At 62.0% G+C, this 15654-nt stretch carries 14 protein-coding genes; 6 read left to right on the top strand and 8 right to left on the bottom strand.

Features of this window, described 5'->3' with window-relative positions; genetic code table 11:
* Nucleotides 1-19: 19 nt before the first annotated feature.
* On the top strand, nt 20-1459 hold the full coding sequence (cls, locus tag AACY44_RS06520; RefSeq protein WP_339418596.1) for a cardiolipin synthase: 1440 nt from the start codon (nt 20-22) through the stop codon (nt 1457-1459).
* Between the two features lie 36 nt (nt 1460-1495).
* Here cls and cfaB read toward each other — a convergent pair whose 3' ends face one another.
* The 8 genes from cfaB to hflK (AACY44_RS06560) all read right to left on the bottom strand — a co-directional run bounded on the left by cfaB (nt 1496) and on the right by hflK (AACY44_RS06560) (nt 10633).
* Nucleotides 1496-2677 carry a C17 cyclopropane fatty acid synthase CfaB gene (gene cfaB / locus AACY44_RS06525; RefSeq protein WP_339418595.1) on the bottom strand — a complete coding sequence of 394 codons (1182 nt, stop codon included), beginning with the start codon at nt 2675-2677 and terminating at the stop codon, nt 1496-1498.
* A gap of 87 nt (nt 2678-2764) precedes the next feature.
* Nucleotides 2765-3553, bottom strand: a complete 789-nt coding sequence (locus AACY44_RS06530; protein ID WP_339418594.1) for a DNA-binding domain-containing protein — start codon at nt 3551-3553, stop codon at nt 2765-2767.
* Nucleotides 3544-4389, bottom strand: a complete 846-nt coding sequence (gene bufB / locus AACY44_RS06535; protein ID WP_339418592.1) for an MNIO family bufferin maturase — start codon at nt 4387-4389, stop codon at nt 3544-3546. The genes AACY44_RS06530 and bufB overlap by 10 nt, the downstream gene beginning before the upstream one ends.
* 63 nt (nt 4390-4452) lie before the next feature.
* Nucleotides 4453-4704, bottom strand: coding sequence for a BufA2 family periplasmic bufferin-type metallophore (gene bufA2, locus AACY44_RS06540; RefSeq protein WP_339418590.1), 252 nt, complete (start codon nt 4702-4704; stop codon nt 4453-4455).
* A gap of 117 nt (nt 4705-4821) precedes the next feature.
* The gene (locus tag AACY44_RS06545) at nt 4822-6708 is read right to left on the bottom strand and encodes a cation-translocating P-type ATPase (protein ID WP_339427713.1); all 1887 of its coding nucleotides are present in this window, start codon (nt 6706-6708) and stop codon (nt 4822-4824) included.
* Nucleotides 6705-7739 (bottom strand): protease modulator HflK, encoded by a 1035-nt coding sequence (gene hflK / locus AACY44_RS06550; protein WP_339418587.1) that lies wholly within the window; start codon nt 7737-7739, stop codon nt 6705-6707. Before hflK (AACY44_RS06550) ends, AACY44_RS06545 begins: the two co-directional genes overlap by 4 nt.
* The gene (hflC, locus tag AACY44_RS06555) at nt 7736-8716 is read right to left on the bottom strand and encodes a protease modulator HflC (RefSeq protein ID WP_339418585.1); all 981 of its coding nucleotides are present in this window, start codon (nt 8714-8716) and stop codon (nt 7736-7738) included. The genes hflK (AACY44_RS06550) and hflC overlap by 4 nt, the downstream gene beginning before the upstream one ends.
* Nucleotides 8717-8728: 12 nt before the next feature.
* Nucleotides 8729-10633, bottom strand: coding sequence for a protease modulator HflK (gene hflK / locus AACY44_RS06560; protein ID WP_339529953.1), 1905 nt, complete (start codon nt 10631-10633; stop codon nt 8729-8731).
* Nucleotides 10634-10907: 274 nt separating this feature from the next.
* On the opposite strand from hflK (AACY44_RS06560), the gene AACY44_RS06565 reads away from it, so the two are divergent.
* Genes AACY44_RS06565 through AACY44_RS06585 form a run of 5 tightly spaced genes read left to right on the top strand, consistent with a single transcriptional unit; the run spans nt 10908 to nt 15654 of the window.
* A complete protein-coding gene (locus tag AACY44_RS06565; RefSeq protein ID WP_339427716.1) occupies nt 10908-11525 on the top strand; it encodes a CDP-alcohol phosphatidyltransferase family protein in 618 nt (205 codons plus the stop codon).
* 10 nt (nt 11526-11535) lie between these two features.
* A complete protein-coding gene (locus tag AACY44_RS06570; protein WP_339436616.1) occupies nt 11536-13290 on the top strand; it encodes a bifunctional alpha/beta hydrolase/class I SAM-dependent methyltransferase in 1755 nt (584 codons plus the stop codon).
* A gap of 2 nt (nt 13291-13292) precedes the next feature.
* Nucleotides 13293-14591, top strand: coding sequence for a phosphatase PAP2/dual specificity phosphatase family protein (locus tag AACY44_RS06575; protein ID WP_339529955.1), 1299 nt, complete (start codon nt 13293-13295; stop codon nt 14589-14591).
* Entirely contained in the window at nt 14581-15024 is a 444-nt protein-coding gene (locus AACY44_RS06580) for a hypothetical protein (RefSeq protein ID WP_339418579.1), read from the top strand. Before AACY44_RS06575 ends, AACY44_RS06580 begins: the two co-directional genes overlap by 11 nt.
* A gap of 9 nt (nt 15025-15033) precedes the next feature.
* The gene (locus AACY44_RS06585; protein ID WP_339418578.1) at nt 15034-15654 is read left to right on the top strand and encodes a lysophospholipid acyltransferase family protein; all 621 of its coding nucleotides are present in this window, start codon (nt 15034-15036) and stop codon (nt 15652-15654) included.

A 15654-nucleotide genomic window follows, 5' to 3' on the forward strand; every position in this document is an offset into this window, starting at 1 on the left:
GCCTGGAGTACCGTCGTCCATGGATTTCTTTGGCCCGCACCTGCTTGCCTACTTCATTGCCACGCTGCACTTTCTCGGGACCCTCGCCGCGATTCATGCGGTGCTGACCGTCAGGACCGCCCAAGGCTCAATCGCCTGGGCCTTGTCGCTGATGTTCATGCCTTACCTCACGCTGATCCCCTACCTGATCTTTGGTCGCAGCACGTTCGATGCTTACATCCAGGCGCGTCGCCAGGCCAACCAGGAAATGCACAAGGCAATCACCGCACTGAACTGGCGCCCGTGGGTCGAGGAGGCCCTTGCTGCGCGTCACTCCAGCGCCTACGCCTCGCTGCGCGCCATGCCCAAGCTGGGCCGCATGCCGTGCCTGGCCAACAATGAGGTACGTCTGCTGGTGAACGGCGACGCGACCTTCAGCGCGATTTTTGAAGCCATCCGAAGCGCGAAAACCGCCGTGCTGTTCCAGTTTTTCATTATTCATGACGACGAACTGGGCCGCCAATTGCACATCTTGTTGAAGGAAAAAGCCGCTCAAGGCGTAGCCATTTACGTGCTGTACGACCGTATCGGCAGCCACGCCCTGCCTCATCGCTATGTGCATTCACTGCGTGAAGCCGGCGTGCATATCAAAGCATTCGCTACGCGCAGCGGCTGGCTCAACCGCTTCCAAGTCAACTTCCGTAACCATCGCAAGATCGTGGTGGTGGACGGCATCACCGGGTTTATCGGCGGGCATAACGTCGGCGATGAGTACCTGGGCAAAAAACCGCCGCTGGCGCCGTGGCGCGATACGCATGTGCAGGTCACCGGCCCGGTGGTGGCGTGCTTGCAGGAGTCGTTTGCCGAAGACTGGTTCTGGGCCGCGCGGGAACTTCCGCCATTGATTCTGCCGGACGCCTACCCCGAGGATGGCGTGCTTTGCCAATTGCTCGCCAGCGGCCCCGCCGACCCTTACGAAACCTGCTCACTGTTTTTCGTAGAAGCCATTCATGCAGCCACCCAACGCGTGTGGATCACCAGCCCGTACTTTGTGCCCGATGAGGCGGTATTCGCCGCCCTGCGCTTGGCGGTTCTGCGTGGTGTAGATGTGCGCCTGTTGCTGCCGTCACGGCCCGATCACCGCATCGTTTACGCCGCGTCCAGCCTTTATGCGTTCGAAGCCGTGCGCGCCGGGGTGCGCGTATTCCGCTACACGCCAGGTTTTCTGCATCAGAAGGTGGTGCTGGTGGACAGCGAAATCAGCGCCATCGGCAGCGCCAACATGGACAACCGCTCGTTCCGGCTAAATTTCGAAGTGATGCTGCTGACGGTCGACGAAGCGTTCGCTAAACAAGTCGAGCACATGCTGCTGGACGATTTCGCGCTGGCCCATGAGGTCAGCCAGGAAGAAAGCCGCGAGACACGCCGTCTTCAACAACTGGGCATGCGGGTCGCGCGGCTGATCTCACCCATCCTCTAAAGGCCAACACATTTGGATCGCTAACGTCCCGGTAGATCAGCGATAGACATCTTCCCGCGTCCACGGCAGTTCGTGACTGCCATCAGCATGGGGTTTCACCGCCAGAATCTGGTGCAGGTTGATCCAGCCTCGCGCAAACGCATACGCGCAACCCGCCAGGTACAACCGCCAAATGCGCAGCACTTGCTCCGGCACCCTTTTCGCCGCTGCCTCCAAGTTGTCTTCCAGGCGCTCGCTCCAATGGTCCAGCGTGCGGGCGTAGTGCAGGCGCAGGCTTTCGACGTCGACCACTTCCAGCCCGACTTCACTGATTTCGGCGGTCATCATCGCCAGGTGCGGCAGTTCGCCGTTGGGGAACACATAACGCTCGATAAACTCCCCCGCGCCGCGGCCCACAGGGCGACCGTCGGTGTGCTTGGCGGTAATGCCGTGGTTCATCACCAGGCCGCCTTCACGCACGGCGCCGTACAACGTCTTGCAGTACTCCGCCAGATTGGCGTGGCCGACGTGTTCAAACATGCCCACGCTGACCACCTTGTCGAAACGACCGTCTTGCGGCAGGTCGCGGTAGTCGAGCAGTTGCAGGTCCACCTGATCGTCCAGGCCCTCGGCTTTCACCCGCTCGCGGGCCAGTGCCAACTGCTCTTTACTCAAGGAGATGCCGAACACCTTGACCCCGAACTCCCGCGCGGCAAAACGCGCCAGGCCGCCCCAGCCACAACCGACGTCCAGCAAGTACTCGCCGGCCTGCAACCGCAATTTGCGGCACAAGTGGCGAAATTTGTCTTGTTGAGCCTGGTCGATGGATTCGCTGCCGGTTTCGAAATACCCGCAGGAGTACGCCATGTCCTGGTCCAGCCAAAGCTGGTAGAACGCGTTGGACAGGTCGTAATGGTAGGAAATAGCGGCTGCGTCAGTGGCCTTATCGTGAATCGAGCGCACCGGACGGGGTTCATCGTCGTGCACCAGCGCGTGACTCAGTTCATCACACACCCGGATCACTTCGCCAATAGAGCCTTCCAGCTCCAGCTTGCCTTCGATAAAGGCTTCGCCCAATGAGTTGAGCGTGGGATGGGTCAATTGGCTGACAACCGCGGGGTCCTTCACCACGATGGTCACGCTGGGCTCGGGGCCCAAGTTGAATTCATGGCCATCCCAGAGTCGCAGACGCAGCGGTAGCTGAAGATTCTGTAAGGCCGGTGGAAGTTGCGCGAGCATGAGTAGTCCCCCCGTGTTTCAGACGTCTGGCTTGAGGGTAGACCATCCGAAGACAAAGTAGGAGGCTATCGATTTGATAGCGCTCGCCTATAAGGCCCGGCGCTCGAGCAAGCCGTCCTGAACCCATTGTTTAAGCCACGTGATGGCCTGCAACGGTGCACCCTCTGCGTAACTGACTGCCAACGCTGCGCACAGTTCGGCGAAGTTCCAGCCAGTGGTCGCCATTCCCGCCAAGGCACAGGCTTCTTCGGGTTCCAAGCTACGGTAATGGCAAATATTCTGATGGCGCCACACCAGGCAGATCTGTGGCGGGCTCAACGGCTGGCTGTCGGGGAAATCCGACTCGTCCTTGCTGGCGCGCCAGATCGCTACGCTATTGAAATGACACAGCACCTGCTGCACCGATGGCGCCAGCGTGATCTGCAGCACCGGCCATTCTTCAGGTGGCAACAACGCCATATCGTTCAGCGTCAGCCGTTCGCCCTGCGGTGCATCAAAGGCCAGGGTAAACGCCCACTCCAACCGCGCCAGTTCCGCCAGCGGCGCACTTTGCTCCGCCACCAAATGCTCAAGGATAAACGCCGGGAAACGCTGACCCAGCCAGCGCAGGCTGTAATGGGCCGATGGGTAACGGCGCACATAGGCCTGGGTCAGCGAGGCGAATTCATCATCGCCCAACCAATAATGGATAGCGCGGAAATCATGCCGCAAAACTTCCTGCAGCCGCGCGATATAGGCGTTGTGGTAAATCGCCAGGCCCGTCTCTACATCCAGCGTCGGCCCGCCCATCAAGGTCGCGGCGAAGCCACTGCTGGCGTTCGGTGTGTCGGCTAACAGGTGCTGTTCGAAGGCCAACTGCCAATCGGTCAGGCGCATAAATGCCTCCTGGCCAGGGCCTTAGCGCCCAACTCACGGGCCTTGCTCAATTCGATGAGCAGCTCTTCAAAGGGTGGGAAATGGTCGTCGCGCTCCAGTAGCGTCGACACAGGCCCCAGGTGTTCAAGCGTTTGTTGATAAAGCGCCCACACCGGGTCACACACAGGATGGTCATGGGTGTCGACCACGTAGTCGCCGTAGTCCATATGCCCCGCCAGGTGCAGCTGGCGGATACTCCCAGGTGGCAGGTTGCGAATAAACGTCCAAGCGTCGAAGCCATGATTGCGCGAGCTGACATACACATTGTTGACGTCCAGCAACAACTGGCACCCCGACAAGTGAGCCAACGCGTTGAGGAATTCCCACTCGGTGAATTCGTCGGCCTTGGAGCGCACATAACTGGAGACATTTTCTAGCACCAGAGGGCGTTGCAACACGTCCTGCACTTGGCGCACGCGGGCAGCTACGTGGTAGAGGCTTTCTTCGGTGTAAGGCAGCGGCAGCAGGTCATGCAACTGGTGGGCGCTGCCGCGGCTCCAGCACAGGTGATCGGAAATCCATGCCGGCTGGATGCGCTCGGCGAGCTGTTTGATTTGCTTCAGGTAATCGGTATCGAGGGCATGGGGCCCGCCGATGGACAAGGACACGCCGTGCATCACCAGGGGATAGCGCTCGGCTATCGCATCCAGGTAGTACAAGGCTTTACCGCCCTGGACCAGATAATTCTCGGAGATCACTTCAAACCAATCCACGGGCGGCGATTGTTCAAGGATCTGCGGGTAGTACTCACTGCGTAAACCCAGGCCGTAACCGAGGCTCGCAAGGGGGGTAGGCATAAGACACTCCTGGGAGAGTGTCCGCAGCGGACGGTAAACCGCTGCGGTAGCACTCGGCTGCGATTACTCGCCGACTTTGCCGCCAGCGGCGTCACAGGCTGCCTTGGTCATGGCCTTGAAACCGTGACCCTTGCAGACAGCCTGCCCTTTGCAGGCATTTTCAGCGGTTTTGCAGTCGTTCATGCCTTTGCAGGAAGTTACGCCGTAGCAATGAACAGTAGCGTCGGCGGCCTGTGCCTGAGTGGCGACACCGGCAAACATAGTGGCGGCAGCGAGAGCCAGGGCAGCACCGGAAACGGCATTTTTGATGTTCATTTTGAAGTCCTCAAGGGTCAGTGTGGGTGTCGGTCTGAACGGATTGTTCAGTCTCGACACACCACTAGAGCGAGGTCCCCCGTCGGCGTTACAGCACCTCTCAACTATTTCTGAACATTATTCCTCAAGCTTCAACAGTGGCTCCTGAAATCGCAACAGTCGCCCGGCATTGCCCAGTACCAGCAAGGTGCTGAGGTTATGCAGCACCGCCGCAATCATCGCGCCCGCCGCACCCAACCAACCGAACGCCGCAAACACGACGATGGCCAAGGTCCAGCCCAAGCCGATGATCACATTGACCTGCAACGTCTGCCGGCACTGGCGACTCAAGCGCACACAAGTACCCAGACGCCGCAGGTCGCTGCCGATCAGCACCACGTCCGCCGACGCCAAGGCGATATCCGCGCCGCCCGCGCCCATGGCCACGCCGACCACACCGGCCTTGAGCGCCAGGGAATCATTGATACCGTCGCCCACCACCATCGGGCGAAAACCGCTGCCGATTTCCCCTAGCACGCGGTTGAGCTTGTCTTCCGGCAGGGCCTGGGCTTCGACGTCGCTGATGCCCACCTCCAGCGCGAGGCTGTCGGCCACGCTTTGACGATCGCCCGTGAGCAGCAGTTGCCGACCGAGGCCGAGCTCGCGCAGCTCTTGCAGGGCTTGGCGTGCTTCCGGTTTGACACTGTCGGCCAGCAGCAGCCAGGCGAGAAATTGCCCGTTCAGCGCCAGCCCGGCGATCGGGCCATCGTGGTTCGGTACCGCCGTAGTGACAATGCCCAGTTGCTCGAATAACTCTGGCCGGCCCAAGGCCGCTTCGCCCTGCTGGGTTTGCGCCACGACGCCCAGCCCCTGGCGTTCGCGAATGTCCGTCAACACTTGCATCTGTTCCTGCGTCGCCAACCCCGCCAACGCCCGGCTGACCGGGTGGCTGCTGGCCGAGCCCAGGCTGGCCGCCAGGTTCAACATCACCTGCCGATCCGGCGCCGTGGTTTCGATGGATTGCAGACGCAAGGTGCCAAAGGTCAGGGTGCCGGTCTTGTCGACCACCAGTGAAGTCAGGTCCGCCAACTCCTCCAGAAACGCCGAGCTGCGAATCAGAATCCCATGCCGCGCCGCCACCGCAATGCCGGCAATCGCCGTGGCCGGCGCCGACAGCACCAGCGCACAGGGACATGCCGCCACCAGCACGGCGAGCATCGCCTGGGCGTCATTGGTCACAAACCAGGTCACCGCCGCCAGCAACAACACCAGCACCATATAGCTGCCGGCATAGCGCTCCAGCAGCCGCGTAATCGGTGGCTTGGAACGCTCGGCGTTCTGCATCAGCGCGATGACTTTGCCTAAGGTGGATTCGTTACCGGTGCGGGTCACCTCAATACGTAACAAACCGTCGAGGTTGATCGCGCCGCCAAACACCAGCACCCCTGCGCTGGCTTCCAACGGTACCGACTCACCGGTAATCGGCGCCGTGTCCAGGCTCGCCTGGCCCGACAGCACCACGCCATCGGCGGGCACCCGATCACCGGCGCGCACTTCGACGATATCGCCAGTGTTCAGCGTGCCGTTATCCACTTCAACAATGCTGCCGTCAGCCTGCACCCGCCGCGCATGGCTGCGGGTGAGTTTGCCGAGGGCATGGATCGCTTCCTGTGAGCCGATCACGCTGCGTTCTTCCAGCACGTGGCCGAAAATCATGATGATCGGCAGCAGCGCGGCGGTCAGCAGATCCCCCGTAGCCCAAGCACCGAGCATGGCCAGGGCGATCAGTTGGTCGGTGATGCCATGCAGGCTGGGGAAGCGCAGGCTGTACCAGGCCGAACGCATCACGGGAACGGCCACCAGCAAGGACGCCACGCCCAGCAGCAACTGGCTCACACCGGTCTGGTCCGGCGCCAGCCAGCGCCATACCAGGCCCAGTATCAGCAAGCCCAAGGCCAACATGGCCAGGGTCAATTGCCGGGCGGCACTGCGCTGCTCGGCGGAGGTCAGCATGGGTGCGCTCATTGTTCGGCTCCCTGGATGATCAAGCGGGAGTCGTCTTGTGGATCGACCGTGGTCACGGAACCGGCCTGGCCAAGAATCTTCGGCAGACGTTCACGGTACAGGCGCAACAACAGGCCCGGGTCTTTCACCTGGGCCAGGCTGGCGACGGTTGCGGTTTGCGCCTGAGCATTGGCCAGGCGTTCGCTGGCCTGGGCGTGGGCAACTTGCACCAGGCGATCAGCTTGTTGGGTTGCATTTTGGGTGAGTTTTTCAGCTTCGGTGCGAGCGTTGGCTACGGCCTTATCGGCTTGTTGACTGGCGGTGAGGACGGCATTGAAGGCATTCACTGCCGGGCCAGGCAGGCTCGATTGCACATCGACGCGGGTCACTGCGATGCCCAATCCCAAGCCTGTGGAAGCCAACTCCGTGAGGCGTTTATTGATGCCTTGCACCAGATCGCCGCGCAACCGCTCACGGCGTTCGGCAGCGCCGTTGTCGGTGCCGATCAATTCAGGACGCGCCACCAAAATCGTGTCCAGGTCACGCGCTGCCGTCAGGGCCACGGCGCTGCGGGTCACCAGTCGATCCAACGCCGGCAGCACATGGTCGCCCTGCAACACAAAGGCGTAAGGTTCAGTGACTTTGTAGAACACCCGCACATCCAGCTGCACCACACCGGCATCGCCGGTCAGCAGGTAGCCGGAGCCGGCCAGCGCATCACTGAGCGGCGTGGCAAAACTGGCCACGCGGTCGGCCTGGGTCGCCGCGTCGGAACGCAGCAAGTTGTCCACACGCCGCTCGATCACTCGGTCGGCTGCGGGCAATAGCACCACCTGCTCGAACGGCTGCGGCCACGCCAACAACAACCCGGCATTCTGGATGCGGTCAAGGGCGCCGAAGTGCAGCACCACGGCGCGGTTCTGCGGGTCGATCTGGCGCACATTGGAAAACGCCCAGGCCAACGCCGCCAACACGGTCACCGCGTACAGCGCCAGAAAGGTCAGGCGCCCGGCCTGGATCCATGGGCTGTCCGGGCTGTCACGCTCGGTCATGGCTGAACGTCCTTCGGCCCGTCCACCAAGGCGCGGAACGGCGCCGCATCGGTGCGCAGGATGATCTTGGTCCCCGGCGTGACCACGGTGCCCAAGGTATCCAGCGAGCGCAGCAGGTTATACAACTGGGGATTACCGGCGTACGCGCGACCATAGATCTGCGCTGCTTGGACCCGCGATTGCGCTTCGATATCGGCGGCTTTCACCGTGGCGTCGGCCTGGAGGATGCGCGCATCGCGCTCGGCGGCAGAACGGATCTGCGCTGCCTCACGCTTGCCCACGGCGGTGCGTTCGGTGGCGATGGTTTCACGCTCGGCGCGCATGCGGTCGACCGTGGCGGTGAGGGTCACCGACGGCAAGGTCAGCCGCTCGATCCCCACTTGGGCCACGCGCACGCCGTAAGTGGTGAGTAATTGTTGATCAATCTGCTGGCGCAACTGCGCTTCGAAATCGGCGATGCGCACCTGGCTGGCATCGGTGTTGATCAGGCTGGACAAGTCGAAACTGGCCGCCGTGGTTTCCAGTGCCGACCCCACAAAGGTACGGATCTGCCGCGCCGCTTCATCCGGCTGGTTCTGCACGGCGCGCATGAAGCGCTGCACATTCTCCGCGTCGCCCTGCACCTGCCACGCCACATAGGCCTGCACGATGATGCGCAGGCCATCACGGGTGCCCACATCCTGCAAACCGCTGGAGGTGGTGCGCAGGCGCAAGTCCACCGGGATCGCCGCTTCGAACGGCGCCGGCCAGCGCCAGCCAAGGCCCGGTTCCAGCAGCACCCGCGATGGGTTGCCGAAACGGGTAATCACCGTGGCCTCGCCGGAGCGCACCTGCACAAGGCTGGCGGCCGCGACTGCAAACAGCACCAGCAACAGCGCCCAGGCCATGCGCCGCCATGGGAATGGGCCGGCGGCTTGCTCGTCACCGTGATGATGGTGGTGATGGCCGTGATGATGATCGTGAGAATGAGCGCTCAACAGACAGACTCCTTATTGAACGGCTTTACGCGGCACCGAGGGATCGGCCGGCAAGGTAAAAGAACGCAGATCGATCGTCGGCGCGCCATCGGCGCCCAAGCGATGATCCAGAATCAGCAGCTTGGCGTGAGCCAGGCCTTGGCTGAGTTGGCCCAGATACTGTTCCAGCACGAAGGCCTGACCAGCCGTGGCGTAGGCCTTTTGTTCGGCGATAAAACGCAGGTCGGCCGCTTGGGCGCCCGCATTCACTTCGCGTGCAGTGGCCTGGGCTTGGTCGCGCGCGGTGCTGGCCTGGAGCAAGGCCTGGTTGGTTTGTTCGCTGGCCGCGCCGCGTTCGCGAGAGATCAACGCTTGAGCGCCAATTTGTGCGGCTTGCACGCCGTGATAGGCGTTGGCGGCACCGGCCGGCGGGTGGATCGCCTCGACCACGGTGGCGAGGATTTCCACGCCGCTGTCGAGCTTTTGCAGGTCCGCCTGCACCGCGCGGCCGATCTCGTCGGCCAGGCTGGTGCGTTGTTCGCTGAGCAGTTCATCGAGGGTGCGCGAGGCAAAGTCATGCACCAGGATGCGGCTGGCGGTGCTGCGGATCAGGGTCGGCACATCCGCACTGTTATAGGTGGCGGCAAGCGCGGCCTGGTCGGTGAGGCCGATGCGGTAGACAAACCGCACGTCCATATTGACGATCTGGAAGCTCTGTTTGTCGCCGCTGCTGCTGGCAATCACTTGGGATTTGTCATTTACATGGCTGGCATCCCACAAGCGGTTGGCGATCAGCGGCGGTGGGCCTTCGGCGGGGGAGAGTTCCGGGGCGGCGGCGTCACTGACGCTGGTGGCCAGCTCATGCACCACACCATTTTCCACGCTTATTACGCGGCCCAACGGCCATGGCAAACCTGTATGCAGGCCAGGGCCGAAGACCTGCACCGGTTTGCCAAAACGCTCATAAATCCCACGCCCTTGCAGCGGAACTTCATGCACGCCGGTCAGCGCCAAGCCTACCGCCAGCACCACCAACAGCACCGGCAGAAACGCCCGACGCATGTAGGTAAACGCCCAGATCTGGCGCAAATCGATACCGAAGCGGTTGTGCAACTCGTGCTGCAACGCGAGCAAGGGTTGCGGCGGCCAACGCAGCAGCCCAGCGATAAAACTCTGCGCCATCAGGCGGGGTTCGAGGCGTGGCTGACGCGGGCTAAACAGTGACAGCACCGCTCTTAAAAGAAACTCCAGCGAGACCAGCGCCGGCAGCAGGCCGATCAACACGGCCAACCTAAGGGGCCAGACGGAATTCGCCCCTGCGAACAGCAGGCAAATCGCACTGATCACCAGGCAAATAATCGCCACTCGGCTTAACTGTGCCAGTTGCGAGGCTTCCGGCCACTGCACAGCGGTTTCCTGGGCCAGACGACGTTCGAACACCAGCAGGCCAAACGCCAAGGCCAGCGCCAGCGCCGCACCGACGCTTGCTGATTGACCGACGGGAGCGGCGGGCAAGGCCAGGTTCCAGAACTCAAGAATGCTGACCAGCGCGAGCAACGACCAACCGCCAAGCCACAGCACCGGCGCGCCGATCTGCTTGCCAAAACGCTCCGCAAGGCGCGCGTACCGGCCGATGTCTTCAACCGGTTCTTCAACCGCAGGCGCTTCCAACGCCTGGGCACGCCAATCCGCCACCCACCACGCCGATTGCAAACCGGCCACCAGCAGCAGCAACGCCGACGTGCCATTGATCAACACCACCGGCCAAATCGACAGCGGCGCGAACAGCGCGACAAACAGCGCCAGCACCCAGCCGGCAACGGCCAGCACCGTCAGGCTGATACCGGCTTGGCGCAATCGACGGGCATGGAAGAGCCCTTGTTGAAACCGCGGGAGGCCCTCCACCGAAGCGCCTTCAGCTTCCAGATCCACTTGCATCCACTCAACGCCTGAATGTACATAATTCGTTACGATATAACACGATGCGTGAAATTTTTGTTCGAAAAACAGCAGTTTCAGTGCCCCCCAACCCCCCTGTGGAAGCGGTGCTGTGTGGGAGCTGACTTGCCAACTGCCACACAGGGACATCGTTGTGTTCAAGATCGTGACTAACCCCCCATAAACACGCGCCATCACTGGTGCAGGCTGCGATTAATCGGCACACTCCAGACCAGTTTTTCGCGGGTCAATGGACAAGGAAGCGTTACCCCTTATGATTTCGATCTATCAGCTCAAGCCGCGCTTTCAAAACCTGTTGCGCCCTCTGGTGCAGCGCCTCTACGACAACGGCACCACCGCCAACCAGATCACCCTCCTGGCCGGCGTGATTTCGCTGCTGGTCGGCCTGTTGATCGCCAGCTTTGCCCAACACCTGTGGCTGTTTGCGCTGATCCCGCTGTGGATGATCCTGCGCATGGCCCTCAATGCCATCGACGGTATGCTCGCCCGCGAATTCGGCCAGCAGTCGCGCCTGGGCGCCTACCTCAATGAACTGTGCGACGTGATCGCCGACAGCGCGCTGATCCTGCCGTTTGCGTTGATCCCCGGCGTAAGCCTGGCGCCTGTGTTGCTGGTGGCGCTGCTGGCGGTGTTCAGCGAATACGCCGGAGTGCTTGGGCCGATGGTGGGCGCATCGCGCCGCTATGACGGGCCGATGGGCAAGAGCGATCGAGCGTTTGTATTGGGTGTGCTGGCCATCGGCGTGGCGCTGGGCTGGCTGGGCGCGGGTTGGGTCGATGCGGTGATGTGGCTGGTCGCCGCCCTGCTCGCCTACACCCTGGTCAACCGCGTGCGCCAAGGTCTTAACGAAACGACTTCCCCTTCTGCATAAGGATTTTGCGATGCGCGAACAGCAAGAGCACACCTTCAGTACCCACGATGGCGTCGAGCTTTTCTACCGGCGCTGGCCGGCTACCGCTGCGTTTGGCGATGAGCCGCGCAAGGCGATCGTGCTGTTCCATCGCGGCCACGAGCATTCGGGGCGCATCGCCCATCTGGTGGATGAACTGGACCTGCCGGCATTCGACTTTTTCGCCTGGGATGCCCGTGGCCACGGCCATTCGCCCGGCGCGCGCGGTGACAGCCCGAGCTTTGCCACCAGCGCCCGCGATGTGCAGACGTTCTGCGATCACATTGGCGCCACCTATGGCATCGAAGAAGAAAACTTCGCCGTCATCGCCCAAAGCGTCGGCGCGGTGATTGCCGCGACCTGGGTGCACGATTACGCACCGAAGATCCGCGCCCTGGTGCTTGCCTCCCCGGCGTTCAAGGTCAAGCTCTACGTACCATTCGCCCGGCCGGGCCTGGCGCTGATGCGCAAGTTCCGTGGCAACTTTTTCGTCAACAGTTACGTCAAGGCCAAGTTCCTCAGCCATGACCCGGAACGCGTGGTGTCCTACGACAGTGACCCGCTGATCACCAAGGCCATTTCGGTGAATGTGCTGCTCGGCCTGTACGACGCGGCCGACCGGGTTGTAGCCGATGCCCAAGCGATCCAGGTGCCGACCCAATTGCTGATCTCGGGCTCCGACTTTGTGGTGCGCCGCAAACCCCAGCAGCAATTTTTCGATCGTCTAGGCAGCCTGAAAAAAGAGCTGCATATCCTTCCCGGTTTCTTTCACGACACCCTCGGCGAACGCGACCGCGCGACCGCCGTGAGCAGCGCCAAGCGCTTTATCCTGCAGAACTTCGAACACCCGCTGGACCGCGCCCCGTTGCTCGACGCCGACAAAATCGGCGCCACCTGCGCCGAGTCCGAATCCCTTGCCGCGCCGTTGCCGCGCAACTCCTTGCGCGACCTGTACTGGCGCATGACCCGCGCCAGCATGGGCCTGGGCAAAAACCTGTCGGATGGGGTGAAACTGGGTTTCGACACCGGCTTCGACTCTGGCAGCACCCTGGACTACGTGTACCGCAACACACCCACCGGCAAAGGTCGGCTGGGGCGGATGATCGACACCAATTACCTCAACTCCATCGGCTGGCGCGGCATTCGCCAGCGCAAGCTGAACGTCGAGGAACTGCTGCGCCTGGCCATGGCCAAGTTACGCGCGGATGATCGCGAAGTGCGCATTGTGGATATTGCCGCCGGTCATGGTCGCTACATCCTGGAAGCCTTGCAGGGCGTGTCGCCGCTGCCGGAGTCGATCCTGCTGCGCGACTACAGCGACATCAACGTGCGCGACGGCGGCGCCTTGATTCGCGAGAAGGGCCTGGGGGATATCGCGCAGTTCGTCAAAGGCGATGCGTTTGATCGCCTCGACCTGGCCGCGCTGGATCCCAAGCCGACGCTGGCAGTGGTGTCCGGGCTGTATGAATTGTTTGCCGATAACGGCATGGTCGGCGGTTCGCTGGCCGGCCTGGCCGAAGCCGTGGAGCCCGGCGGTTACCTGGTGTACACCGGCCAACCATGGCACCCGCAGTTGGAGCTGATTGCCCGTGCGCTGACCAGTCATCGCCAGGGCCAGGCCTGGGTCATGCGTCGGCGCAGCCAGGCGGAAATGGATCAGTTGGTCGAGGCTGCGGGCTTTCGCAAGATCACCCAGCGTGTGGATGAGTGGGGCATCTTTACCGTGTCACTGGCGCAGAAGATCTGAGCATGCGCGAACCCGGTTTATTGAAACCAGCGGTTTTATGGCTGCTGCTGTTGGCGCCGCTGTTCTTCAGCACCTACGGCTTTGCCACCTGGGTCACCAGCCAGCGCAACGACGTCGGCACGCTGGTGTTCGGCTGGGAAACCCATATGCCGTTTTGGGCCTGGACCATCGTGCCCTACTGGTCCATCGACCTGCTGTATGGGTGCTCACTCCTGCTGCCCAGGACCCGCCACGAGTTGAAGCAACACGCGTTGCGGCTGCTGAGTGCGCAGGTGATTGCCGTGAGCAGCTTCCTGATCTGGCCGTTGCGCTTCACCTTCGAGCGGCCTGAACTGGATGGCGTATTCGGCTGGCTGTTTGCGGTGCTGTCCGGGTTCGACAAGCCGTTCAATCAGGCGCCCTCGCTGCATATCGCACTGCTGGTGATCCTGTGGGTCATGTTCCAGCGCCACACTCAAGGGTTCTGGCGGTGGGTGGTGCATGGCTGGTTCGCGTTGATCGGTATTTCGGTACTGACCACTTATCAACATCACTTTATCGACTTACCCACAGGCGCCCTCGCGGGGTGGATTTGCGTGTGGTTGTGGCCGATTGAACACCCGAGTCCATTGTTGAATGCCCGGCTGACGCGCGCCCCCAAACGCTGGCGGTTAGGCGTGCGTTACGGCGTGTGCGCTTTGCTGTTGGCGATGCTTGCCGTTGTACTGGGCGGTGGCTGGCTGTGGATACTCTGGCCGGCGGTTTCTCTCGCGTTGGTCAAAGCCAATTACTTGGTACTGGGCGCTTCGGGCTTTCAGAAACGCGCCGATGGCCAACTAACCCCTGCCGCGCGCTGGCTATACGCGCCCTATCTGGCAGCTGCCTGGATCAACTCACGGCTGTGGACACGCAAACATCCACAACCCGACCTCATTGTGGATAACGTCTGGCTTGGTCGTATTCCTACGACATGTGAGCAGGCGCCCTTCAAGGCCATCGTCGATCTCTGCGCAGAATTGCCGATTAATCCACAGGGACGCGCCTATCAGTCGATTCCAGTGCTGGACCTTGTCGCACCGACACCCGACGAATGCCGGCAAGCCGCACACGCCATCGAACGCTTGCGCGCCAGCGGCCCATTGCTGGTGTGCTGCGCCCTTGGCTATTCGCGCAGCGCAACCGCCGTCGCCGCCTGGCTTTTGTCTACCGGACGCGCCGCGACGGTAGAGAATGCGCTGACTATCATTCGTACAGCGCGGGCCGACGTGGTCCTGCACCCTGCTCACCGAGAAGCCTTGGAGGGTTTGTCCCATGCCCGTTGATATGGAACTTCAGGTCGTCGCCAGCCTGCTGCGTCGCGGCCGTTCGCTGGATCAGTTATCCACAGGCCTGACGCTGGTCGGCGTGTTATTCGGCTTGGCTCAACTGTTGATGGCGATTATTTCGCCGATTTGCCTGCTACTGAGCCTGTGGATGATTATTCTCGGGCTGCTGCAAAAGTACTGGGCGCTGCGTGTGGCGTTTGACGCTGACCTGTTCGCCCTGCTGGCGCGCGACATCGAGCGCACCGCCGACCTCGACCAGGCCCTGCAAACCCTCGGCCTGCAATCGCCCAAACGCGCTGGCCGGCCCTGGACCGAGCGCCGTCGCGGCGCACTCAAACTGCTGCGCAAACAAGCCTGGCTGCTCGGCGCGCAAGCGCTGCTGACCCTGGCCGTGATCCTCGCCAGCCCTTGGCTGCCTTTCGCCGGATAAGGAATCCTCATGTTCGAACCCATGGTCGCCACGCTGATTACCTCCATGGCCCGCACCGTCACTGGCGCCCGCAGCCTGTGGCTCGGTTGCGCGCCGGTGCCGGTGCAGCGCATCTACTTCGCCAACCACAGCAGCCACGGCGACTTCGTGTTGCTGTGGGCCTCGTTGCCCCAGAACCTGCGCAAATTCACACGCCCGGTGGCCGGCAGCGATTACTGGAATAAAAGCGCCTTGCGTCGCTACATCATCAACCGCGTGTTCAACGGCGTGCTGATCGACCGCGAACGCAAAGACCCTGTGGATAACCCATTACAGCCCATGCTCAATGCGCTGGAAGGCGGCGACTCGCTGATCATCTTCCCCGAAGGCACGCGCAATCTTGAGGATGGCCTGTTGCCGTTCAAAAGCGGCCTGTACCACCTGGCTAAAAGTTACCCACAGGCCGAACTGGTTCCTGTGTGGATCGCCAACCTCAACCGTGTCATGCCCAAAGGTCGCGTATTGCCGCTGCCATTGTTGTGCACCACCAGCTTCGGCGCACCGCTGCAACTGGAAGAAGGCGAAGACAAAGTCGCCTTCCTCGCCCGTACACGCGATGCTCTGCTCGCCCTTGCCCCGGAGCATTCCTGA

This window comes from Pseudomonas sp. RA_15y_Pfl1_P11, assembly GCF_963970975.1.
Taxonomy (GTDB): domain Bacteria; phylum Pseudomonadota; class Gammaproteobacteria; order Pseudomonadales; family Pseudomonadaceae; genus Aquipseudomonas; species Aquipseudomonas tritici.

Excerpts from the sequence above, each read along its gene's own strand:
- cls (WP_339418596.1), top strand. The coding sequence starts at position 20 with ATGGATTTCTTTGGCCCGCACCTGCTTGCCTACTTCATTGCCACGCTG.
- hflK (WP_339529953.1), bottom strand. The coding sequence starts at position 10,633 with ATGCAAGTGGATCTGGAAGCTGAAGGCGCTTCGGTGGAGGGCCTCCCG.
- AACY44_RS06570 (WP_339436616.1), top strand. The coding sequence starts at position 11,536 with ATGCGCGAACAGCAAGAGCACACCTTCAGTACCCACGATGGCGTCGAG.
- AACY44_RS06585 (WP_339418578.1), top strand. The coding sequence starts at position 15,034 with ATGTTCGAACCCATGGTCGCCACGCTGATTACCTCCATGGCCCGCACC.
- bufA2 (WP_339418590.1), bottom strand. The coding sequence starts at position 4,704 with ATGAACATCAAAAATGCCGTTTCCGGTGCTGCCCTGGCTCTCGCTGCC.
- AACY44_RS06580 (WP_339418579.1), top strand. The coding sequence starts at position 14,581 with ATGCCCGTTGATATGGAACTTCAGGTCGTCGCCAGCCTGCTGCGTCGC.
- hflK (WP_339418587.1), bottom strand. The coding sequence starts at position 7,739 with ATGACCGAGCGTGACAGCCCGGACAGCCCATGGATCCAGGCCGGGCGC.
- AACY44_RS06575 (WP_339529955.1), top strand. The coding sequence starts at position 13,293 with ATGCGCGAACCCGGTTTATTGAAACCAGCGGTTTTATGGCTGCTGCTG.
- AACY44_RS06530 (WP_339418594.1), bottom strand. The coding sequence starts at position 3,553 with ATGCGCCTGACCGATTGGCAGTTGGCCTTCGAACAGCACCTGTTAGCC.
- cfaB (WP_339418595.1), bottom strand. The coding sequence starts at position 2,677 with ATGCTCGCGCAACTTCCACCGGCCTTACAGAATCTTCAGCTACCGCTG.
- bufB (WP_339418592.1), bottom strand. The coding sequence starts at position 4,389 with ATGCCTACCCCCCTTGCGAGCCTCGGTTACGGCCTGGGTTTACGCAGT.
- AACY44_RS06565 (WP_339427716.1), top strand. The coding sequence starts at position 10,908 with ATGATTTCGATCTATCAGCTCAAGCCGCGCTTTCAAAACCTGTTGCGC.
- AACY44_RS06545 (WP_339427713.1), bottom strand. The coding sequence starts at position 6,708 with ATGAGCGCACCCATGCTGACCTCCGCCGAGCAGCGCAGTGCCGCCCGG.